We start from the raw sequence: 21,791 nt of genomic DNA on the forward strand, positions 1-21,791 counted from the left end.
CTCACTTGGCGCCGCAGCACGCGTAAGAAACGACCTGACCTGCATGCGTCGTCACACTACAAGATGCCTGGCGGCGTACCGATGGCGTGGTGCTCCCTGGCGTTCCTCGGGTTCGTCCTGGGCCTGCTGGCGCTGCGTCCGGATACCCGATTGGCACTGTGTGTCATGCCGGGGTGGTTTATCTGGCTGGCGATTGCCTATCAGCTCTCGACCTTTAAAAAACGCTGGTCGTTGTCTCACTCCTTGTAAGGATCGCCAGCAAACCGTGTCCTTCAGTAGCCCGATAGCTTTAACGCGGGCTTTTACCCCGTACCTGCAACGAATTTCGCTGTCCTGAGTGCTGGCAGGGTGCCACAATGCCATTTTGTCGCAGCACTAGGATCAGGCGAACCAAATGAATGGCCTTGGGCGTGAGCAGCACCAGGATTTTTTCATCGAAGAGCAGGTGCGCACTGATCGCCTGCGTCAGTTGTTTCGCCAATCCGTCTCTGCGGTTTTTGGCAGCTATCTGGCCGCAGGCATGCTCTGCTGGCTATGTTGGGACCGGCTTGAACCCCGGCTGATGATCGGTTGGCTGGTATTGCTGGCCGGCTCGTCGGTCCTGCGTTTGTCGATGTTCCTCCAGTATTTTCGCAGCCCCCGCAGCGAGCGCACGCCCCAGCGCTGGGAGCGTCATTATTGGATCACCCTGGTGTTGTCGGCCGGGATCTGGGGCATGGGGGCCTTTGCCGTGATGCCCGCCGATGACCGCTTGACCCAGGCCCTGGTCATGCTCTTTGCCGTGGGCATGTCGGTCAGCGCGGTGTCGTGCTACTCGGCCTACCGTTACATGACCATAGTGTCCATGGCCCTGGTGCTGTTGCCGTGCACCCTGTGGTTGTTGTTTCAACCTTCCAAGATGCAGATGGGCATGGCTGTTGCCGTGCTGGTGTTCTCGTCATTTGTCGTGGGCGCTTCGCGTAAATTGTCCGAGGCTCTGGAGACGGCGTTTCGCCTGACCCGCGAAATAGAGCGGGCCCACAGTATTTCAACGCGCGCCGCGCAAACCGATGAACTCACCGGGCTGATGAACCGCCGCGCGTTCTTCGAAAAAGCCCAGGTGCTCTATGACCAATGCAAGCGCACTCACCAGCCGTTATGTGCGCTGATGCTGGACATGGATCACTTCAAGGCGATCAACGACAACTATGGACATCAGGTCGGGGATCAGGTGTTGCGCGAGATCGGCCAGGTGATCAACGCGTCTTTTCGCCAGTCGGATATCTACGGGCGGCTGGGGGGTGAAGAGTTTGCGGTGTTGCTACCTGATACCACCCTGGAAGTGGCGCGAGAGATCGGCGAACAACTGATCCGCGCCATTGCTCGCTTGAGCATCGACCCGGTACAGGTATTGAGTGCGAGCCTGGGAGTGGCATCGAACTATGCTGTGGGTGACGACTTGCAGCACTTGATGAATGCCGCCGACCAAGCCCTGTACCGCGCCAAGGCCATGGGGCGCAACCAGGTGGCGGTTGCGTCCTAGCCTCAATCCTTGCCCATGATCTTGGCCAGTACCCGTGAAATCTGGTCGGCGGAGTAAGGCTTGGCCAGGAACTCGAAGCCGTCATAGCCGCAACTGGCCAGTTCCGCGCTGTAGCCGGACGTGAGGATTACCGGCAGGTCGGGCCGGCGTCGGCGCAACTCCCGGGCCAGCGCCACGCCACCCATGCCCGGCATCACCACGTCGGAAAACACCCCGTCGAACGCCCGTGCATCCGGGCCGATCATCTCCAGGGCCTCTTCGGCATGGGTGGCCCAGACGGTCTGGTAACCCAGGTCCTGCAGGATCTGGTTGGCGAAGCGGCCTACTTCCAGATTGTCTTCCACGATCAGGATGCGCCGCCGCGCGGCGTCGGGGTTCAGTTCCAGCGCCGTCTGGACCGTGTTGTCGAGGATCGACTCAGGCTCCACTTGTGGCAGATACAACGTAAATACGGTGCCCTGGCCCAGCACGCTGGCCACATCCACGTTGCCCCCCGACTGCTTGGCGAACCCGAACACCTGTGACAGCCCGAGCCCGGTGCCCTTACCGACCTCCTTGGTGGTGAAGAACGGCTCGAAGATGCGTTCAAAGGTCGCCTGGGCAATTCCGCTGCCGGTGTCTGCCAGGGAGATTGCCACGAAAGGTTTGGCTGAACCGCCATGCCCGCGTATGCACGGCAGTGGCTGGTCTCTTTCCAGGCGCAACACCAGCGTGCCCTGGCCGTCCATCGCATCCCGGGCATTGAGGGCAATGTTGATCAAGGCGGTTTCAAATTGGCTGGAATCCGCGCAGACGTAAGAGGCCAGTTGCGGCAATTGCACGCTGACATGGATCCGCGCGCCGGTGACCGTCTCCAGCATGTCACCGATGTTCTGTACGCGCTGGCCCACATTGAACACTTGCGGGTTCAGCGGTTGGCGTCGGGCGAATGCGAGCAATTGGCTGGTCAGCTTGCTGGCACGCTCTACGGTATCGGTCACCGCACTCATATAGCGCTGGCGGCGCTCTTCGGGCAGGTTGGGCATGCGCAGGAAGTCGACCGACGAGCGGATGATCGTCAGCAGGTTGTTGAAGTCGTGGGCCACGCCTCCGGTCAACTGGCCGATGGCTTCAAGCTTCTGCGACTGGCGCAACGCCGCTTCAGTCTGGTTGAGCAGGGTGGTGCGTTCCACCACTCGCTGTTCCAGAGTCGCGTTCAAATCGGCCAGCGCCGACAGGCCCTCGCGCACGATGGCATCGGCGCGTACCCGTTCGATATGCGCCCAAGAGCGCTCCGTGACCTCACCCAGCAGCGCCAGGTCGTAGGAAGACCAGCGGCGCGGCACGCGGTCGTGAATGGCCATCAGCGCGGTCAAGCGTCCGGACTTGATCAACGGCATGCAAATCGTCGCCGTCACGCCAATAGCCTGGAAGGTCGCGGCTTCCTCGGGCGTCAGTTCCGTGAGGTTGTCATTAATGATCAACGGCTCACCGGCTTGCAGGCGCTCGACCGCCAATTGGCCGAAGTCCGCCAGGCGGTAATACCCGACAATGCTGGGCGAGCCTGGGGCGGCCCAGTTGCCGCGAATGGTAAAGCCGTCTTCATCGGCGTCCATGTCGGCATAAGCGCAGTTGGACAGGTTCAGGTGGGTCGCCAGTATCTGCGTGGTGGCCGCCATGATCGCTGCAGGATCGGTGGCATTGGCCACACCGTTACTGATCGCATCCAGCACAGAGAGGCGGCGGGCCATGAACACCGAGCTGGTGGTTTCGGTGACGGTATCGAGCATGCCTACGACGCTGCCGCAGGCATCGCGGATCGGGCTGTAGCAAAACGTGAAATAGGCCTGTTCCGGCGCAGCACCACGCTCGACGATCAACGGGAAGTCTTCGATAAACGTTGCGTGACCTGCAAATGCGGCATCGGCGATCGGGCTGATCTGGCGCCAGGCTTCCTGCCAGATCGTACTGAAGGGCTGGCCCAGTGCGTCGGGCTTGTTACCGAGGATCGGGCGGAACGCGTCGTTGTACAGGGTGATCAACTCGGGACCCCAGACTATCGCCTGGGGGAAATGGGAGGCAAGGCTCAACGACAAGGTAGTCTTGAGCACATCCGGCCATTGGTCCATCGACCCCAGGGGAGTATTGGCCCAGTCATGGCGGCGAACCCGTTCGGCCATCTCACCGCAGCCTTGTAGCCAGTCTGTCATCTACTCAATACCTAGTTCGTCCCACGCTGCGATATAGCACCGCAATATCAAATAACAGACCCGTCCAATGTCCGGCAGTTCAGCGCTATTGCGCGCCTAGCAGCGCCGTCCAGTAAATCCCCGCGTCGCTTTTCGGATCCAGCCCATAGGCGGCACCCAATTCGCGAAACCGTGGGTTCATCAAGTTGGCGCAATGCCCGGGGCTGGCGAGCCAGCCATCGACCACTTTGCGCGGCGTATCCAGGCCCGCTGCAATATTTTCACCGACCTGCTGGGCCACATAGCCAGCCAGTTCCGCGCGATCGCCTGGGGTGCGGCCGTCACGGTCCAAGTGGTCGAAGAAATTGTGGTTGGCCATGTTGCGTGCATGACTGTCGGCGGCGCTCGCCAGTTGCGCGTTCCAGGCCAGTGGCGTGGTGGCCTCGAAGGCCTGCTCACCACATTGGCGCGGCTGCTTGCGCGCGGCGTTGACCATCTCCAGCAATTGCGGGCCGGCTTCCTGTGAGCTGGCCAGGCCGCGGCTCAACAGCGGGCGGGCGAGGACGATGCGCCAGTCCTGGCCATTGTTGCTGACGCCGATATCGACGAACTGCGGGTCCAGCACCACCCGGCAGAAACTCTCGCGCACCGCTTTCATCGCCGATTGCGCGTCGCGAGGCCCGGACAGGCTGATCGCCTGCACATTCACCATTGGGTAGGCCGCCTGGGCCAAGGCCTGTTGCAAGTCGCCGACATTATTGACTGGCAATACCAGACGCGGGTCGACCGCCAGCGGTGGCAACTCCTGGGAACCCTGGTCGCCACAGCGCTGTAGTTGGCTGCGGTACTGGTTGATGGAGTCGATCAGTTGACTCTCTTCGCTCGCCGACGCGGTGGCGCAAAACACCAGGCTGGCGGCCATTGTGGTAACACCCATCATCAATGACAGAACGCGCATGGACGTTTCCCTTGAGCATGAAAGTGCCCATGATGCGCGATCAAGGGGCGCAGATGCACCCCTTGGGCAACATTTTGCCCTCAGTTCTTGAATGCCGAGTGCTTGCGGCCCTGGTCACACAGGGCAAACACGACCACCAGCACCGAGGCGATGGCGAGGATGATTACCACGCCGTCTGTCGAGTGCGTGGTCGAGGCTGCGACCATCGACAAGGCACCCAGCGGCGCCAAGCCACCGGCGATGGCCGTACCGATTTCACGCCCGGTACCAAAGCCCGAAGAGCGGGTCTGCGTCGGAAACTGGCGGCTGAGAAACGAGCCCTGGGGGGCGAACATCATTGGCGCGAGGATCCCGGTGCCGATCCCGATGGCCAGGTAGATCATCAGGCTTTCACCGGTGTTCAACAGCGCCAGGAACGGGTAGGCGAACAGCAGCGACAGCACGCCGCCAAGCACCAGTACCGACTTGCTGCTCCACTTGTCACACAGCCAGCCGAAGCACGGCACGGCGACAATGGCGACCAGACTGGCGATGGTTACCGACAGCGAAGTGACATGCACGTCGACACCCTTGAACTGGGTGAGGTAGGCCAGGGAAAAGGTCTTGAAGATGTAGCTCAGGGCGTTGTAGCCAATAGCCACGAAGAACACCACGGCCAGGCCCTTGAGGTCGTTCTTGAACAGGGCCTTGAGCGGCGAGACCTTGGCCTTGGCCGGCTCCTGGCTCAACTCCTTGAACTCCGGGGTTTCCGGAATGCTGTTACGCACCCACAGGCCCACACCCACCAGGGCGATGCTGCAGATAAACGGGATGCGCCAGCCGCCGGCCAGCAGGAACTCATTGCCATTGATGGTCAGCAGGTACACGGTCAGCGATGACAGCAGCAGGCCGAGGTTCAAGCCCAGCGCCGGCCAGGCACCTTGGCTGCCGCGCTTGCCTTCTGAAGCATGCTCGTAGGAAGTGACCGCCGCGCCCGACAACTCGGCACCGGCGCCCAGGCCCTGGATGATGCGGATAAACACCAGAATGATTGGCGCCCAGATGCCAATCGACGCGTAGCTGGGGATCAGACCGATCAGCGTGGTGCACACGCCCATCATGCAGAAGGTCAACACCAGCACATGTTTACGACCGAACTTGTCGCCCAGGTAGCCGAACAGAATGCCGCCGAAGGGGCGGGCGATAAAGCCGATGGCGAAGGTGGAGAACGCCATCAGGGTCGCGGTCTTCGGATCACTGTTATCAAAGAAGATCTTCGAAAAGACAATCGCCGCCATGGTTGCGTAGAGGTAGAAGTCATACCACTCCAGCATCGAACCAAAGATGGTGGCGGCAGCGACCTTGCGCAGGCGTTTCTTGGTTTGTGCCGGGGTTTCCACCGTGGCGGGGTTGTGGGCTTTTGCCGTCATGCTGTACTTCCTTCTCAGTCATTATATTTATTAGGGTGTTGCGAACGCGTTCAACTGTGGGAGCTGTCGAGCCTTGCGGGGCGAGACAGCGCCTACAGGGGGTATTCAGTTGGGGGTGAACATGCGGTCGGCGATCATTTCGCCAATCGGAATGGCAGAGGTGGCCGCCGGTGACGGCGCGTTGCAAACGTGCAACATGCGTGGCGTCTGGGCGAACAGAAAGTCGTGTACCAAAGTGCCGTCACGCATCACCGCCTGGGCGCGGATCCCGGCTTCATAGGGCAGCAGATCGTCGAGTTCCAGGGATGGGCAATACTTGCGGCACTGCTCCAGGTAGCCGGACTTGAACAATGAGTTCTTCATTTCTACGCTGCCGGAGCCGAGGTTCTGCCAGATGGTTTTCCAGAACCCGGGGAAGCGCGCGTACTCGGCCACATCCTTCCAGTTGATGGAAAACTTCTTGTAGTTCTCCCGGCCCAGGCCCAGCACGGCATTGGGGCCGACGGTGACGCTGCCATCGATCATGCGGGTCAGGTGCACCCCCAGGAACGGCAATTCCGGATCCGGGATCGGGTAGATCAAGTGGTTGACGATGTTGTTCTTCGACGCCGGCAAGCGGAAATACTCGCCACGGAACGGGATGATCTGGTGGTCGATATCAATCCCGGCCAGGGTCGCCAGGCGGTCCGATTGCAGGCCGGCGCACACCACCAGGTGCCGCGCCTGCCAGGCGCCATCGTGGGTGCTGACGGTGACTTTGTCGGTGTCTTCGGCAATCGCGGTGACGGTTTTTTCCAGGCAGATCTCACCGCCATTGCGGCGAATTACCTCGGCCATGGTCTCGCAGACCTGGCGGTAGTCAACAATCCCGGTAGCGTCGAGGAACAGCCCGCCCAGGCCGACGATATTCGGCTCGCGGGCGCGCAGTTGCTCGGCGTCCAGGCGCTCGACCTTCATCCCGTTGAGTTGCGAGCGCGCATAGAGCGCTTCCATGCGCTGCACTTCCAGGGCGGTGGAGGCCACCAGCAATTTGCCGCACACCTCGAACTTGATCCCATGCTCGCTGCAGAACTGTTTGGTGGCTTCGGCGCCGCGTTTGCACAGGTCGGCCTTCAGGCTGCCCGGCGCGTAGTAGATGCCGGCATGGATCACGCCGCTGTTGTGACCGGTCTGGTGTTTGGCCAGTAGCGCTTCCTTTTCCAGGATCACCAGGGACGCGTTGGGCTGGCGCTTGAGCAGCTCCATCGCGGTGGCCAGGCCGACAATCCCGCCGCCGATGATGCAAAAGTCATAAATCATGTGGGCTACCTAAATCAGTACATTTCAGTCTGCTTATCAGGTTGTCAGACTAATGTTTTTGTTAAAAAAACGGCGTGCCCGCAGGCACGCTTTATCGGTGTTGGGTCCATCAGTGGGTTGCGGGCAGCTCCAGTTGCAGGCGTTTGGCGGCAGCGCGCAAATGCGCCTCGGCGGCAGCGGCGGCGCCTTGGGGATCGGCGTCGACGATGGCCTGGTACAGCGCCTGGTGCTCTTGGGTGGCGTCGGCCGAGCCGCTGGCAAAGCGCGACGCCGAGTTTTCCCAGGCGGTCTTGCGGGCGCTGGCCAACTGGCTGCGCAAAAAGTCGTGGAAGGCGACGAAGTATTCGTTTTTGCTGGCGTCGGCGATGGCCCGGTGAAACTCCACGTCGGCAAGGGCGGCGGCTGCAAAGTCTGCGCGCTTGTCGTGCATTTCCTGCAGGGCCCGTTTCATGCGCTGCAGGTCGTCGGCATCGCGGCGTCGGGCGGCAATGGAGGCTGCCTGGGTTTCGATCCACAAGCGCACTTCGAACATTTGCGCGAGGTCAGGGCGCCGGCCGTTCTTTTCCGGAAAGCGGAATACCGTACCGGCCGGGGTCTGCGAAATAAACGAGCCCAGGCCACGCCGGGCGGTCAGCACGCCATCGGCCTTGAGCTGGGCAATCGCCTCGCGCACCACCGAACGGCTGACATTCAACTGTTCGGCCAGTTGCTGCTCGGTCGGCAGGCGCGACTCGGGCGCCAGTTGTCCGGAGTCAATCTCGGCCCGTATGGCGCTGACAACACGCACGACGAGGGAATCTGGACGCTGGAGCTCAAGCATGGCAAAACCTAGGTAATCAGGTTGTCAGACAATAGCTGTTACGATTTTCCCTTGTCAAGGCGCTGTGCTGGCCTGCAGCGTTTTTACCCGGCGCGCGCAGGCCAGCAGCAGCGCCAGTGCGACCAGCCCCGAGGCCACCCCGAACGCCAGGTGAAACCCTCGGCCAACTGCTGCGGGCAGGGCCGAATGGACATCGCCCATGCCCCAGGCAAACACCGCACCCAGCGCCCACGCGCCGACAATCAAGCCCAGGTTGCGCGATAGGTTCAGCCAGCCGGCAATCGTCCCGCGTCGATCCGCCGGCACATTGCTCATCACCGCCGTGTTGTTGGCTGCCTGGAATTGCGCGTAGCCCAGGGTGAGGATCCCCAGCGCGCCGATGTAACCGGCGGCGCCCAGGGGCATCAACCCCAGCATCAGGCAGCCGGCCAGCATGCACAGCAGTCCGCCCAGGGTGGTGGCGTAACTGCCGCAGCGGTCGGTCAGGCGCCCGGCCGGTACACCCGCCAGCGCCGCGATACACGGACCTACCGCCATCGCCAGGCCCATCTGCGCGGGATCGAGTCCTATGCCATGGCTCAGGTAAAAAGGCCCGGCGACCAGGGTGGTCATCATCACCGCAGCCACCAGCGTACTCATGCCAAGCCCGACGCCCAGGGCGCGGTCATGGAGTGTCGCGAAGACACTCAAGCGCACGGCGCCCGGTGGTTGCGGATCCCTATCGGCCTGGGTGCGTTGCACCAGCGCAAAGGCGAGGGCGGCCAACGGCAACATCACCAGAAACAGCGCACGCCAGCCAGACGCCGCAATCAGTGCGCCACCGATGGCCGGTCCCAGGCCGGTGCCCACCGCTGACAGGGTCCCCAGCAACCCCATGACGCGCCCGGTTTGCGCTTTGGGCACGGTGGCCGCGACCAGCGCCATAGTCATTGCCAGCATGATCGCCGCGCCAAACCCTTGCAGCGCCCGCGCCGCGACCAGCACGCCAAGAGAAGGCGCGGCGCTGCACAGGGCACAAGCCACGGCGAAGACCAGCACGCCCGCCAACAGCAGGCGGCGATGGCCGAAACGATCCCCCAGGCGACCGACACCTACCAGCACGGCGGTGATCGCCAGCAAGTAACTCAGCACCACCCACTGCACCGCCGCAAAGGCTGCGCTAAAGGCGTCGGCCATTTGAGGCAGGCCGACATTGGCAATGCTGGTGCCCAGTGAAGCCAGGAGCATGCACAACGACAAACCGGCGAGCGCGCCGCGTGGGGTAGGGGACGTCATGGGATTTCCTTGTTCTGACCGTGGTCGTTGCCCGCAATCTACGACGTCGCCTAACATGGCGGAAGACGCATCAGTTGCACTCTATACGTGCGTCAAACGCCTGATGAGGATTACCGCCGTGTCGCTACCGGACTTCAACCTGCTGGTCACCCTGGACGTACTGCTGGCCGAAGGCAGCGTCGCCCGTGCCGCCCAACGCCTGGGCCTGAGCCCCTCGGCCATGAGCCGTGCGTTGGCGCGGCTGCGGGAAACCACTGGCGATCCGCTGCTGGTGCGCGCCGGACGCGGCCTGGTGCCGACCCCCCGGGCCCTGGAACTGCGCGAACGGGTCGGCCAACTGGTGCAGGAGGCCGAAGCGTTGCTGCGTCCGCTGCAGGTCTTGGACCTCAAGGGCCTGGTGCGGACCTTCGTGCTGCGCACCAGCGAAGGGTTCGTCGAAAGTTTCGGCCCCGCGCTGATCGCCCGTGTTGCCGAGCAGGCGCCCGGCGTGCGCCTGCACTTTGTGCATAAGCCCGGTACACCGCTGCGCGACAGCGGCGTGGACCTGGAAACCGGCGTTGTCGATAGCAGCGCCAACCCGGAAGTCCTCACCCAGTTGCTGTTTCGCGACCGTTTTATAGGTGTGGTGCGCGCCGACCACCCATTGAGCCAAGGCCCCATCACCACCGCACGCTACGCCGCTGGCCGGCATATCTACGTGTCTCGGCGCGGGCGCGAACGCGGGCAGATCGACGACGCCCTCGAGGCCTTGCACCTGACGCGAGACGTGGAGACCATCGTCACCGGCTTTTCCACGGCCGTGGCCTTGGCGCAAAGGACTGATCTGATTGCCAGCGTTCCCGAGCGCTATACCAGCGGCCTGCGTGATGGCCTGTTCAGTTTTGCCCTGCCGGTGCAGGTGCCGCCGTTCAGCGTGGCGATGCTCTGGCATCCGCGCCTGGATGCAGACCTGGCGCACCGCTGGTTGCGCGGCTGTTTGCGCCAGGTATGTGGCGCAGAACAGGTACAATCCCCGCTGCCTTGATTGCGAAATACCAGGAAACAGGAATTCGATGTTCACCCTTACCCACTACACCACCCCCATGCCCCGAGCCCGTCAACAGCCAGATCCTGCAGATGGTGGTCGACTACCTGACCGATATCAGCTCGGTCGCCTTACCGCCGAGCAACCTGCTGTACAACATCTACCAGTATGCAATCGGCTACGAAGTGCACCTGTACCTGGAGGCGCTGGGCGGGGCCAAGGGCATTGCGGTCGAGCTGATTGTGGCGACCGATGAGCAGGATCCGGCCAAGGTCATCGGCTTCTTGCTGTACCTGCCGGTCAAGGACGATCCCCAGGCTTGCGGCGTGGCCTATATGGCCGTGCATGCCAGCCACCGCCGCCAGGGCGTGGCGCGGGCGATGATGAATGAAATGCTCAGCCGTTACCCCCATGGCGAACTGACCTGCGCGGTGGAAAAAGTCCCGGCGTTCGAAGCCATGGGCTTCCAGGTGCGCGGCGTGCGTGGCACCCAGGTGTTGATGAACACCCGCGACTACAGCACCGATGGCCTGATGGGCGTGTTGGACGTAGCGTCGATCTACAGCTCGTTGGAAGTGCGGCAGATCCACACCTACCTGCTGCAAAAGCACGGCAAGCGCGCGATGATCGACGCCGAGAAACAGCGCGACCGGCATTTCGACCAGATAACCCGCAAGGCCAAGGTATTCGTGCAGAGCCGCTTGGCCTGACTGGGAGCCGTTGTTGTGGGGAGGGAACTTGTAGCCCCTTCGAACCTACTGTGGACCACTGGCTTTATGTGGCGAGCGGGCTTGCCCCGCGCTGGGTGGCAAAGCCACCCCAACCGCCTCACCATAATCGGCCAGACACACCGAGGTGGCAGGTTTTGGGGCTGCTGCGCAACCCAACGGGGGACAAGCCCCCTCGCCACAGGAAACTTGCAGCGCCCTCGAATTTACTGTGGACCACTAGCTTTATGTGGCGAGCGGGCTTGCCCCGCGCTGGGTGGCGAAGCCACCCCAACCGCCTCACCATGCTCCGCCAGACACACCGAGGTGGCAGGTTTTGGGGCTGCTGTGCAACCCAACGGGGGGCGATACGGCGTTCCGGCAAGCCCCCTAGCCACATCAGCCCCTTTCCACAACTGCCCCCCCCACAGGGCCAGATAAAGCCGGTCCGTCACAACAAAGGCGGGCTGTCGCGGAAAAGGTCGTGGGCATCGAGCAACCGATACGCAATCTCCGGCCGCTTCTCCAGCCCTTTGCGAATCGCCGCCGGAATCGACTGACGCGTCTTGCGACACAACCCCGGCAGTTCGTCGATGACGATCTGGATCCCGCGCATGCTTTTGACTTCGGTATGCCCTGGGGCGATGTGCACGTGGATGCCCAATTGCTGGTGCATCAGGTGTTGCATGCGCTCAAGATCAGCCAGGCTTTGCAGGTTTTCCAGGCGTTCAAGCAGCTTTTTTTCTTCCTGGCGGGTCAGTTGCAGGATGCGCTGGTCGGCGCCGGGCGCATCGAGCAACTGCTCGCGCTCGCAATCACACACAGCAGGTGGGCAGGGTTGGCGAATTGTCATGATCACTCCCTCCCCACGCTGGTGCTGACGGCTCAGTAGGTCAGTTGCACGCCCAGGCTGCCCAGGGCGTTCCAGTACTCAGGATAGGTCTTGCCCACGCAGTCGGGGTCCTGGATCCGGATGCCCGAGACTTTCAGGCCCGCCAGGGCAAAGCACATGGCGATGCGGTGGTCGGCGTGGGTGTCGATCAGCGCGGTGCAGGCTGTGCCCGCCAATGCCGGATCGCTGGCCACCAGCAAGTCGTCACCGATGATGGTCGCCAGGCCCGGGCGGATTTCGTTGAGGCCGTCATGCAGGGCCTGGACGCGGTCGCACTCCTTGACCCGCAGGTTGGCCAGTTCGGTGAAGCGCACCGGGGCGTTGTTGAATGCCGCCAGCACCGCCAGGGTCGGGATGGCGTCCTGCATCTGCGAGCCGACCACCGTGGCCGGCATTTGCGGGAACTGGGCGATCACGGCCTGGGCCTTGGCGTCGGGCTGGGTGAAATCCTGTGCGGCGACGCCCAGGTCGATGCTGCCGCCGGTCAGCACTTCGGCAGCCCACAAGTAGGTGGCGGCAGACGCGTCGGGTTCGATCAGGTAATCATTGGCGGTGTAGCCGGTAGGGGCCACGCGCCAGGTGCTGTCGTTGACCACTTCCACCTGGGCGCCAAAGGCGCGCATGCAGTCCAGGGTCAGGTCGACGTAACCACGGGCACCGATGTCTTTGCCGGTCAACGCTACTTCGATCGGCGCTTCGCCACAGGCGGCAAGCATCAGCAGTGCCGAGACGTATTGGCTGGACAGGCCGCCATCGATCTCGAAGCGCTTGGCCTGCACGCGGCCAGTGCCGTGCACGGTCACAGGCGGGCAGCCGGTGGGGCTTTCAACCTGGATGCCATTGTGGTTCAGGGTCGCCAGCAGCGGGCCGATGGGGCGCTTTTGCATGTACTCGTCACCATCCAGTACCACGGTGCCTTCCACGGTCGCCACGGCGGCCGTGAGAAAGCGCATCGCGGTGCCGGCGTTGCCGAGGAACAATGGTTGCGCCGGCAGTTGCAGCTTGCCGTGGCCGGTGACGACAAAGGTCACGTCATCCGGCTCATCAATGGTCACGCCCATCTGGCGCAACGCCACGGACATATGCCGGGTGTCGTCGCTTTTCAGCGCACCACTCAGGCGGCTGGTGCCCTTGGCCAGGGCCGCCAGCAACAGGGCGCGGTTGGTAATGGATTTGGAGCCGGGAGGCGCTACCTTGCCGTGCAATGGAAAGTTGGGCGGTGTCACGGTCACGGTTTTCTGCGAACTCAAGGTACAAGGCTCCTGATTCAAGGCGCGGTGGCTGGGAGTGGCCGGCTGGCGGAGACGAATAATCGACCATCCGGCACGCTAGGGTCAAATCATGGCGCAGGTTTAACCGCGCTGGCTCAACCAATAGGCGTGCAAGGCCCTGGCCGCCGGTTCGATGCGTGCTACCTGTTGTTGATGGACTGCCACATCCAGGTCTGCCGGCAATTGGAAGTTGTCCTGCTCGGCGCACCAGGAGATGGCTTCCAACTGCGCTGCTTGTTCGGCCGGCAGGGCTGGCCATTGGCTGACCGCGGCGCCACGGATATAGCCAAAGCACCATTCCTCGGCGAGGGTCAGCGGCAGGCCCTGGTGTTCGGTGTGTTCAAAGCGCGCCTGGAAGCCCTGGGCATCACTGGCCAACTGCTGGGCAATGCTAGTGATATGGCGTGTGCACAGGTCGATGAACTGCTCCAGTTCGGCCTTGCTTTCCCATGCCGGGATCTGGTCGCCCCAGATGTCCGGGAACCAGATGGCAACATCCACCGGTGCAGGGCCGGACACCAGGGCGGTGAAGTAGCCATCGAGCTCGGCCAGGTTCAGTACCGAGTTGTCGTCGCCGTACTTTTGCAGAATGTCTTCGATGAACTCGAAATCGGCAGGGGCGAGGGCTGGGTCGTGCATGAAAATATCCTTTGAGCGTCAAGCGCCGCAGATAAGGCGGCGTAAAACGCGGAGGATGGCGCGAGTCGGCGTTTTAATCCAGTGCTAGATCACCTTTACAGCCCGGCCAATCGCCTGGATCGGCCCGGTCGGCTTACCGGTCGGCGAGCCATTGGGGCCTTCCAGGGTCATCTCGAACAGTTGGTTGGGTGCCAGCGGCGGCAGTTTATCCAGGGGGATCGACAGGCTCTGCCCCGGCTTGACCAGCCCGAGGGAAACCGGGCCTTGCCAGTCGTCACCCTTGGTCCAGAACTCCAATGCCTTGTCCGCCGGTATCTGCATGACGCCCAGGGGGATCAACTGGATTTGCTGATCGTTGCTGGCCTGGACCACCCAGCCTGGCGCCTGGCTTTGTGGCGCCATCAGTACCACCACGTAGGCCGTTGGGTTGATGGCGGCGGGGCGGGTCAGCAACAGCGAAGCCAGCACCAAGCTGGCCAATAAACCTGCGCCGGCCAGGCCACGCCACAGCGCAAGCAGGTTCCACCATGGCACCGACGGCGTGTCGCCCATGGCGTGATGGCCCAGGCTGCGTTCAATGCGCCGCCACAGATAGGGCGAAGGCGCCACCGGCTCGGCCAACTCGGTCAGCGGCAACAAGCGCTGTTCCCAGGCATCCACCGCCGCGCGCAAGGGTGCATCGTGTTCCAGGCGTTGCTGCACCTGCAGGCGTTGCTCGGTCGCCAGGGTGCCCAGGACGTATTCGCTGGCCAGTTCATCCAATTCTTCGGGGCTCATGCCATGCACTCACGCAATGCCGCGAGGCTGCGTTTGATCCAGGCTTTGACAGTCCCCAGCGGGGTGCCCAGTTTCTGTGCGATTTCACTGTGGGACAGACCGTCGACATACGCATGCAATATACAACTGCGACGCGACGGTTCCAGGTGTTCCAGGCACTGGTAAACCTTGCCGCTGCGGGCGCGGTACTCGAAATGCTCGGTGCTGGGTTCAGCCACCAATGTGTGTTCGTGCTCATCGCTGAGCGCAACTTCGCGGCCCTTTTTGCGCATGACGTTGAGCGCCATATGCCGGGTCACGCTATAGACCCAGCCACGGGCCGAACCCCGACGCGGGTCGAAGCCGCCGGCGCCGTTCCAGATATTGATAAATGCCTCATGCACGATGTCCTCCGCCAGGGCTGTGTCCCGCGCAATGCGCTTGGCCACGCCGAGCAGCCGGGCGCAATCCTGTTCATACAACTGACGCAAGGCTTGCTGTTCGCGGCGGGCGCAAGCCAACAGGCAGGCTTCATAGTCAAAGAGAGGTTCGGGCAAGGATGGGGGACGCCTTTGAAGGTCAAGCCCCGGCCGCGAGTGGCCGGGGTGCTAACGCAGCAGCTTAGACGACTTTTTTTGCCGGGTGCATCATTTGGCCGCCCAGAAGATGTAATCCGCCTGGTACTTCACCACTTCCTGCTTGCCTTTGTTGGCGGTACTGCATTCGGCACTTGGCGCCACGCCACCTTTGAGCGCCACGCGCTGGATATAGCTGACCCCGTTCATTGCACCCTTGCCTTCGGCCGGGTTGGCCTTGACCAGTTGATAGGGCAGGTTGCCTGCGCTGGACGGCGCCACGGCCAATTGCGTGCCGGTGACTTTCGAACCGTCCTGGGCCTGCCACGTAGCGGGCGGGCCGAAGTAGGTGCCGACCTGCTTGCCGCTGCGATCATTGAGCACTGCCTTGGGCCCGACGAACACCCATTCGGTCTGGCCGGCGGCGTTGGCCTTGTCGCGGCACTCGTAGGTTATTTCGCCGACACCGGTGGTTTCCATGGTCACCTTGTGTCCGTCCGGCACCTTGATGCTATCGGGCAGGCTGGTCTGGGCAAAGGCCGCCGGTGCAGCGAGCAGCAGGACGGTCAGGCAGAGCAGGGGTTTAGTGTTCATCGGTGTCTCTCCGTAGGGGTGAACAGCAGAGCAGCGTTATGGCTACTACCTGTACTACTCACGACACGGCTGACTGGATGCACGGCGCGATAAATAAATGTCTGAGACGCAAAAGGAATAAAGTCAGATCGTATTGATATAAGTCGTTATAAGAAATATCGCTATGCTGCCGCCAGAATTTTATAAGGCCGCAGGTAGTTGTAATGGATGTGGGTAATTTTGGTTTTGTAGTGGCAGGCCTGATCGTTGGTTTTATCGTCGGCATGACTGGCGTGGGTGGTGGGTCACTGATGACCCCGATCCTGTTGTGGTTTGGCATCAACCCCGCCACAGCGGTGGGCACCGACTTGCTGTATGCAGCCATTACCAAGGCTGGTGGGGTGCTGGTGCATGGCAAGAACAAGAACATCGACTGGACCATCACCGGCTGGCTGACCCTGGGCAGCGTCCCGGCGGTGTTGCTGACGCTGTGGTTCCTCAAGAGTTTGCACACCGATCCCAGCGCGATGAACGAGGTGATCAAGCAAGCCCTGGGTGTGGTGCTGCTGCTCACGGCCCTGGCGATTTTGTTCAAGAAGCGATTGTTGGCCTTTGCCCAGCGCCATGCGGGCGACAACTACCATATGCGCCCGCGCAACCTCAACGGGCTGACAGTGTTCACCGGTGCGATCCTCGGCACCATGGTCGCCTTGACCTCCATCGGTGCCGGCGCCCTGGGCACCGTGGCGCTGTTTATCCTGTACCCATTCCTGGCCACCAAGCGCCTGGTAGGCACGGAAATCGCCCACGCAGTGCCGCTGACCCTGGTCGCAGGCCTAGGGCATGCGAGCATGGGTAACATGGACTGGCATTTGTTGGGGTTCTTGCTGATGGGGTCGCTGCCGGGGATCTACTTTGGCAGCCATATGTCAGGCCGGGTGCCGGATGAACTGCTGCGCCCGTGCCTGGCGGTGATGCTGGGGTTGATTGGCTTCAAGCTGGCGTTTTGACTGCGCTATGTTGTGGCAGTGGTGCTTTTGTGGAGAGGGGGCTTGCCGGAACGCCGTATCGCCCCCGTTGGGTGGCGAAGCCGCCCCAAAACCGGATTGCGCGGTGTTTCTGGGGTTATTGGGGGGGGCTGCTGCGCAGCCCAGCGCGGGGCAAGCCCGCTTCCCACAACAAGTCCGCTTGCCACGATAAGCCTTATGCCTTACGCGATTTATCCAACCACTCCACCGCCGTGCGCCAGATACAAATCCCCAGGAAGTACGCCGACATCAACAACCACAAGCCCATGGTCAGCTTGTTGGTGTACGGCTGGTCGATCACCAGCAGTAGGCTGCACAGCAGCCACACCGTGGTCACTGCAATGTTGATCGGCATAAAGCGCTTGACCCGGAACGGGTGCAGGAACTTCATCGGCGTCACCGTCAGCAGCGCCAGGCCGATCACCGTGGCCAGGGTGATCCAGGCGTCCGGATCAATGATGTAGACACACAGCGCCACCACGTTCCAGGCGGCGGGGAAGCCCTGGAAGTAGTTGTCCTTGCTTTTCATATTGACGTTGCAGAAGCAGAACAGCGACGACACCAGGATCACCGAGACGGTGAACAGGTGAGTGAAGTCCGGCAGGTCGATATAGCGGTAGATAAACAGCGCCGGGATAAACACATACGTCAGGTAATCGATCACCAGGTCCAGCACCGAGCCATCGAAGCTTGGCAGCACGGTCTGCACATTGACCCGCCGCGCCAGCGAGCCATCCACGCCATCGACGATCAATGCCAGGCCCAGCCACAGCAGGCAGGCCTTGGGTTGGTTCTCCAGCAGCGCCAGCGTCGCGAGGAAGGCCAGTACCACGCCGGTGGCGGTAAAACCATGGGCGCCCCAGGCTTTGAGTCTGGCTACATGCAGGGTCGATATCACAGGGGCGTTCTCCAAAAGGTGAAACACGGCAGCCGACGGCGATTGAGCGTCGAATCTGGCCAAGGGATGCAGGTATCGACCGGAAAGGTGGGGATAAGGTTCACCACCACGGCGTTAGGTTTAGCGTAGCAAGCGTCGACGGATTCGGCATCAGCCCTGACGGAACACCAGGGCCTTCAAGCCGCTTTGCGGGTCGATATCGGGAAACTCCGGCGGGTTGGCCAGGCGCTGCTCGAACCGCAGTCCCGGCGCTTCGCGGGTGACGCCCTCGATCAGGAAGTCTTCGCCAAACGCCGGGTCGTTCATGCAGGCCAATACGGTGCCCTGGGGCGTCAGCAAATCTGGCAGGCGGCGAAGTACGCGCTGATAGTCCTTGGTCAGCAGGAAGCTGCCTTTCTGGAAGGACGGCGGATCGATGATCACCAGGTCATAGGGACCGTTGCCGGTGACCTTGGCCCAGGACTTGAACAAGTCGTGGCCCAGGAAACTCACCTTGCCCAGGTCATGGCCATTGAGCCGGTGATTGTCGCGGCCCCGGCTCAGGGCGCCACGGGCCATATCCACGTTGACCACATGCTCGGCCCCGCCCTCTATGGCGGCCACGGAGAACCCGCAGGTGTAGGCAAACAGGTTCAGCACCCGCAGGCCACGGGCGTGTTCGCGTACCCAATTGCGCCCGTAGCGCATATCCAGAAACAGCCCGCTATTCTGTTTTTTGCCCAGGTCGATGCGATACAGCAGGCCGCCTTCGGTGATGGTCAGCTCCTCGACCATCTGGCCCCACAACCATTCGGTGGTGCTTTGCGGCAGATAGCGATGTTGCAACGCCAGAGTGTGTGCGCCGGCCTGCTGCCATTCGCTGCTGGTGCAGAGGTTGCGCAGCAATTGCTGCAAGGCATCCAGTTGCACCGCTTCGGGCTCCTTGAACAAAGAGACCAGCACCACCCCTTGCAGCCAGTCCACGGTCAGTTGTTCCAGGCCCGGCCAGCAGCGCCCACGGCCGTGGAACAGGCGGCGGGTTTCTGCGGGAGCGTCGCGCAGGGCAGCGAGCAAATGGGTGTGCAACAGGGCGAGGGCGTCTGGGGTCATCGGGCAGCGTCGATCGTTAAACGGGCGGCATTTTAAACACAATTGCGGTGTTTCAGGTGGTAGAAGCACAACGTGCTTTTAATCAGCGGTGTTTCGGTGTTTTGTGCTGAAAATCGCCCTTTGACCTACCCAGAACAGTCAAAAAATCCTTTTGGGCAGACATAAACTGGAAAAAACAGCTCGGAGGTGCCCATGAACGGTTTCGTAAAGACAGTCAATCAAACAGCCATTGACCAGCAGGAGCTCACCGAGTGGCGCGATGCCCTGGACTCACTGGTGCGCCATGCAGGCCCTGAGCGCGCGCGGGAGATCCTCGATATGCTGGCCGACGCCGGCAATACCCCGGCCATTGGCTGGAAGCCGCGCCATGGCACGCCGTACATCAACAGTATCGACGTGGATCAGCAGCCCCACTTTCCCGGCGACCTGGCCACCGAAGAACGCCTGGCCTCGCTGGTGCGCTGGAATGCCCTGGCCATGGTGGTGCGGGCCAACCAGGCCTATGGCGAACTGGGCGGCCATATCGCCAGCTATGCCAGCGCGGCGGACCTGTTCGAAGTGGGCTTCAACCATTTCTTCCGTGCGCGCCACAACAATGAGGGCGGCGATCTGGTGTTCTACCAGCCCCATTCCGCGCCTGGCATCTATGCGCGGGCGTTTCTTGAAGGCCGCTTGAGCGAGCAGGACCTGGCCCACTATCGCCAGGAACTGGGCGCCGTCAAGGCGGGCGCCCGTGGTCTGTCCAGCTATCCGCACCCGTGGTTGATGCCGGACTTCTGGCAGTTTCCCACCGGTTCCATGGGCATCGGCCCGATCAGCTCGATCTTCCAGGCGCGCTTTATGCGTTACCTGCACCATCGCGGCTTGCAGGACACCACCGACCGCCACGTCTGGGGGGTATTCGGCGACGGCGAGATGGACGAGCCGGAAAGCATGTCAGCCCTGACCCTGGCTGCCCGCGAAGGTTTGGACAACCTGACCTGGGTGGTCAACTGCAACCTGCAACGCCTCGACGGCCCGGTGCGCGGCAACGGGCGAATCATCGACGAGTTGGAGGCATTGTTTGCCGGTGCCGGCTGGAACGTGATCAAGCTGGTTTGGGGTTCGGACTGGGACGCTTTGCTGGCCAAGGATGAAGACGGTGCGTTGGTGCGCACCTTGTCCCAGACCGTGGATGGGCAGTTCCAGACCTTTGCCGCCAAGGACGGCGCCTATAACCGTGAGCACTTCTTTGGCCAAAATGAATCCTTGGCCAAGCTGGCGGCTGGCTTGAGCGATGAGCAGATCGACCGGCTCAAGCGCGGCGGCCACGACATGCTGAAAATCCATGCCGCCTATCACGCTGCGCGGCGGGTCAAGGGGCGCCCTACGGTGATCCTGGCCCAGACCAAGAAAGGCTTCGGCATGGGCGAGGCCGGTCAGGGCAAGATGACCACCCACCAGCAGAAAAAACTCGACCGCGAGGCGTTGATCGGTTTTCGCAACCGCTTCCAGTTGCCCTTGACCGACGAGCAGACCGAGTCCCTGAGCTTCTACAAACCCGCCGCCGATAGCTCGGAGATGCGCTACCTGCACCAACGGCGCGCGGCCCTCGGCGGCTACGTGCCTAGCCGCAGCCAGAGCGCCGAGCCGGTGCCCGTTCCGCCCGTGAGTGGCTACGCCGGTTTCGCCACCCAGGCCGAAGGCAAGGAAATGTCTACCACCATGGCCTTTGTGCGCATGCTCAGCAACCTGCTCAAGGACAAGGCTCTGGGCCCGCGGATCGTGCCGATTGTCGCCGACGAGGCGCGTACTCTTTGGCATGGCCAATCTGTTCAAGCAGATCGGCATTTATTCCAGCGTCGGCCAGCGCTACGAGCCGGAAGATATCGGTTCGATCCTCAGTTATCGCGAAGCCACCGACGGGCAAATCCTTGAAGAAGGCATCAGCGAGGCCAGCGCCATCAGCTCCTGGGTCGCGGCGGCTACCAGTTACTCGGTGCATGGCTTGCGCATGCTGCCGTTCTACATCTACTACTCGATGTTTGGTTTCCAGCGCGTGGGCGACCTGATCTGGGCCGCCGCCGACCAGCGCGCCCGCGGCTTTTTGCTGGGCGCCACGGCGGGGCGTACCACCTTGGGCGGCGAGGGCTTGCAGCACCAGGACGGCAGCAGCCACCTGATGGCCGCGACCGTGCCCAACTGCCGCGCCTACGACCCGGCATTCGCCGGCGAGTTTGCGGTGATCCTCGACCACGGCATGCGCCAGATGCTTGAGCACGACGTCGACGAGTTCTACTACGTGACGCTGATGAACGAAAACTACCCGCAGCCGAGCCTGCCCGAGGGCGTCGAAGCGGCAGTTATCAAAGGCATGTACCGCCTCGACGGCAGAGCCGGCGCCAAGGTGCGCCTGCTCGGCTCCGGCACCCTGGTGCGTGAGGCCCAGGCTGCCGCGCAGTTACTGGCAGACGATTGGCAGATCGACAGCGAGGTGTTTAGCGTGACCAGCTTCAGCGAACTGGCCCGCGAAGCGCGGGAGGTGGAGCGCCACAATCGCCTGCACCCCCTGCAAAGCCCACGGCACAGCCACCTGGCGACCTGCCTGCCCCACGGCGCGCCAGTGGTTGCGGTGTCGGATTACGTACGTGCGGTGCCACAGATGATTGGTTCTTACCTGGGGTCGAGCTACACCGTGTTGGGCACCGATGGCTTCGGGCGCAGCGACACCCGTGCGGCGTTGCGCGACTTCTTCGAGGTAGACCGCCACCACATCGTCCTCGCCGCGCTGGCGGCCCTGGTGGAGCAGGGCAGCCTGCAGGCGCAAGTGTGCCAGCAGGCAATCGAGCGCTACGGCTTGCACACCGAGCGCGCGGCGTCCTGGACTCACTGACCCCTCAAGATAAATG

At 62.4% G+C, this 21,791-nt stretch carries 17 protein-coding genes and 3 pseudogenes; 6 read left to right on the plus strand and 14 right to left on the minus strand.

All coding sequences use genetic code 11. The features are described from left to right. Positions 1-21: 21 nt before the first annotated feature. Together JTY93_RS11420 and JTY93_RS11425 are read left to right on the plus strand one after the other, a co-directional pair. Positions 22-249: pseudogene (locus JTY93_RS11420) on the plus strand (amino acid transporter); the annotation flags it as partial. 145 nt (positions 250-394) lie between these two features. After that, positions 395-1,522 carry a GGDEF domain-containing protein gene (locus JTY93_RS11425; protein ID WP_205477682.1) on the plus strand — a complete coding sequence of 376 codons (1,128 nt, stop codon included), beginning with the start codon at positions 395-397 and terminating at the stop codon, positions 1,520-1,522. Positions 1,523-1,524: 2 nt separating this feature from the next. On the opposite strand, the gene JTY93_RS11430 is transcribed toward JTY93_RS11425, so the two are convergent. The 6 genes from JTY93_RS11430 to JTY93_RS11455 form a co-directional block, all read right to left on the minus strand. Further along, positions 1,525-3,711: a response regulator gene (locus JTY93_RS11430; RefSeq protein ID WP_205477681.1), complete on the minus strand. Its 2,187-nt coding sequence runs from the start codon at positions 3,709-3,711 to the stop codon at positions 1,525-1,527. An 85-nt stretch (positions 3,712-3,796) separates the two neighbouring features. Next, a complete protein-coding gene (locus tag JTY93_RS11435; RefSeq protein ID WP_205477680.1) occupies positions 3,797-4,648 on the minus strand; it encodes a CAP domain-containing protein in 852 nt (283 codons plus the stop codon). A gap of 80 nt (positions 4,649-4,728) precedes the next feature. Beyond that, positions 4,729-6,057: an MFS transporter gene (locus JTY93_RS11440; protein ID WP_029295104.1), complete on the minus strand. Its 1,329-nt coding sequence runs from the start codon at positions 6,055-6,057 to the stop codon at positions 4,729-4,731. A gap of 105 nt (positions 6,058-6,162) precedes the next feature. Next, entirely contained in the window at positions 6,163-7,356 is a 1,194-nt protein-coding gene (gene lhgD / locus JTY93_RS11445) for an L-2-hydroxyglutarate dehydrogenase (protein ID WP_205477679.1), read from the minus strand. A 109-nt stretch (positions 7,357-7,465) separates the two neighbouring features. Then, complete coding sequence (locus tag JTY93_RS11450) at positions 7,466-8,176, minus strand: FadR/GntR family transcriptional regulator (protein WP_205477678.1); 711 nt, start codon at positions 8,174-8,176, stop codon at positions 7,466-7,468. Between the two features lie 54 nt (positions 8,177-8,230). Further along, positions 8,231-9,451 (minus strand): MFS transporter, encoded by a 1,221-nt coding sequence (locus tag JTY93_RS11455; protein ID WP_205477677.1) that lies wholly within the window; start codon positions 9,449-9,451, stop codon positions 8,231-8,233. A 118-nt stretch (positions 9,452-9,569) separates the two neighbouring features. Between JTY93_RS11455 and JTY93_RS11460 the strand changes: the two genes are divergently transcribed. Both JTY93_RS11460 and JTY93_RS11465 read left to right on the plus strand, forming a co-directional pair. Further along, positions 9,570-10,475, plus strand: a complete 906-nt coding sequence (locus JTY93_RS11460) for a LysR family transcriptional regulator (RefSeq protein ID WP_205477676.1) — start codon at positions 9,570-9,572, stop codon at positions 10,473-10,475. Between the two features lie 28 nt (positions 10,476-10,503). Further along, positions 10,504-11,185: pseudogene (locus JTY93_RS11465) on the plus strand (GNAT family N-acetyltransferase). Positions 11,186-11,633: 448 nt separating this feature from the next. On the opposite strand, the gene JTY93_RS11470 reads toward JTY93_RS11465, so the two are convergent. From JTY93_RS11470 to JTY93_RS11495, 6 genes are all read right to left on the minus strand, one after another. After that, a complete protein-coding gene (locus JTY93_RS11470) occupies positions 11,634-12,035 on the minus strand; it encodes a hypothetical protein (protein WP_205479810.1) in 402 nt (133 codons plus the stop codon). A 32-nt stretch (positions 12,036-12,067) separates the two neighbouring features. Further along, positions 12,068-13,324, minus strand: coding sequence for a 3-phosphoshikimate 1-carboxyvinyltransferase (gene aroA / locus JTY93_RS11475; RefSeq protein ID WP_205479808.1), 1,257 nt, complete (start codon positions 13,322-13,324; stop codon positions 12,068-12,070). A 102-nt stretch (positions 13,325-13,426) separates the two neighbouring features. Further along, positions 13,427-13,984, minus strand: a complete 558-nt coding sequence (locus JTY93_RS11480; protein WP_205479806.1) for a UPF0149 family protein — start codon at positions 13,982-13,984, stop codon at positions 13,427-13,429. Positions 13,985-14,068: 84 nt separating this feature from the next. Further along, on the minus strand, positions 14,069-14,761 hold the full coding sequence (locus tag JTY93_RS11485; protein ID WP_205479804.1) for an anti-sigma factor: 693 nt from the start codon (positions 14,759-14,761) through the stop codon (positions 14,069-14,071). Then, a complete protein-coding gene (locus JTY93_RS11490) occupies positions 14,758-15,297 on the minus strand; it encodes a sigma-70 family RNA polymerase sigma factor (protein ID WP_205479801.1) in 540 nt (179 codons plus the stop codon). The genes JTY93_RS11485 and JTY93_RS11490 overlap by 4 nt, the downstream gene beginning before the upstream one ends. Positions 15,298-15,387: 90 nt before the next feature. Beyond that, entirely contained in the window at positions 15,388-15,909 is a 522-nt protein-coding gene (locus JTY93_RS11495) for a DUF3455 domain-containing protein (protein WP_205479800.1), read from the minus strand. Between the two features lie 203 nt (positions 15,910-16,112). Here JTY93_RS11495 and JTY93_RS11500 point away from each other — a divergent pair, with 203 nt between their 5' ends. Beyond that, positions 16,113-16,898 (plus strand): sulfite exporter TauE/SafE family protein, encoded by a 786-nt coding sequence (locus JTY93_RS11500; RefSeq protein WP_205479790.1) that lies wholly within the window; start codon positions 16,113-16,115, stop codon positions 16,896-16,898. A gap of 193 nt (positions 16,899-17,091) precedes the next feature. Here the strand turns inward: JTY93_RS11500 and pcsA are convergent, their stop codons facing one another. Both pcsA and JTY93_RS11510 read right to left on the minus strand, forming a co-directional pair. Continuing rightward, complete coding sequence (pcsA, locus tag JTY93_RS11505; protein ID WP_029295130.1) at positions 17,092-17,814, minus strand: phosphatidylcholine synthase; 723 nt, start codon at positions 17,812-17,814, stop codon at positions 17,092-17,094. 150 nt (positions 17,815-17,964) lie between these two features. After that, positions 17,965-18,903 (minus strand): class I SAM-dependent methyltransferase, encoded by a 939-nt coding sequence (locus JTY93_RS11510; RefSeq protein WP_205479788.1) that lies wholly within the window; start codon positions 18,901-18,903, stop codon positions 17,965-17,967. A 192-nt stretch (positions 18,904-19,095) separates the two neighbouring features. Between JTY93_RS11510 and mdeB the strand changes: the two are divergent. Further along, a pseudogene (gene mdeB / locus JTY93_RS11515) lies at positions 19,096-21,775 on the plus strand (alpha-ketoglutarate dehydrogenase). The last annotated feature ends 16 nt before the right edge of the window (positions 21,776-21,791 follow it).

Source organism: Pseudomonas hygromyciniae, from assembly GCF_016925675.1.
GTDB lineage: Bacteria > Pseudomonadota > Gammaproteobacteria > Pseudomonadales > Pseudomonadaceae > Aquipseudomonas > Aquipseudomonas hygromyciniae.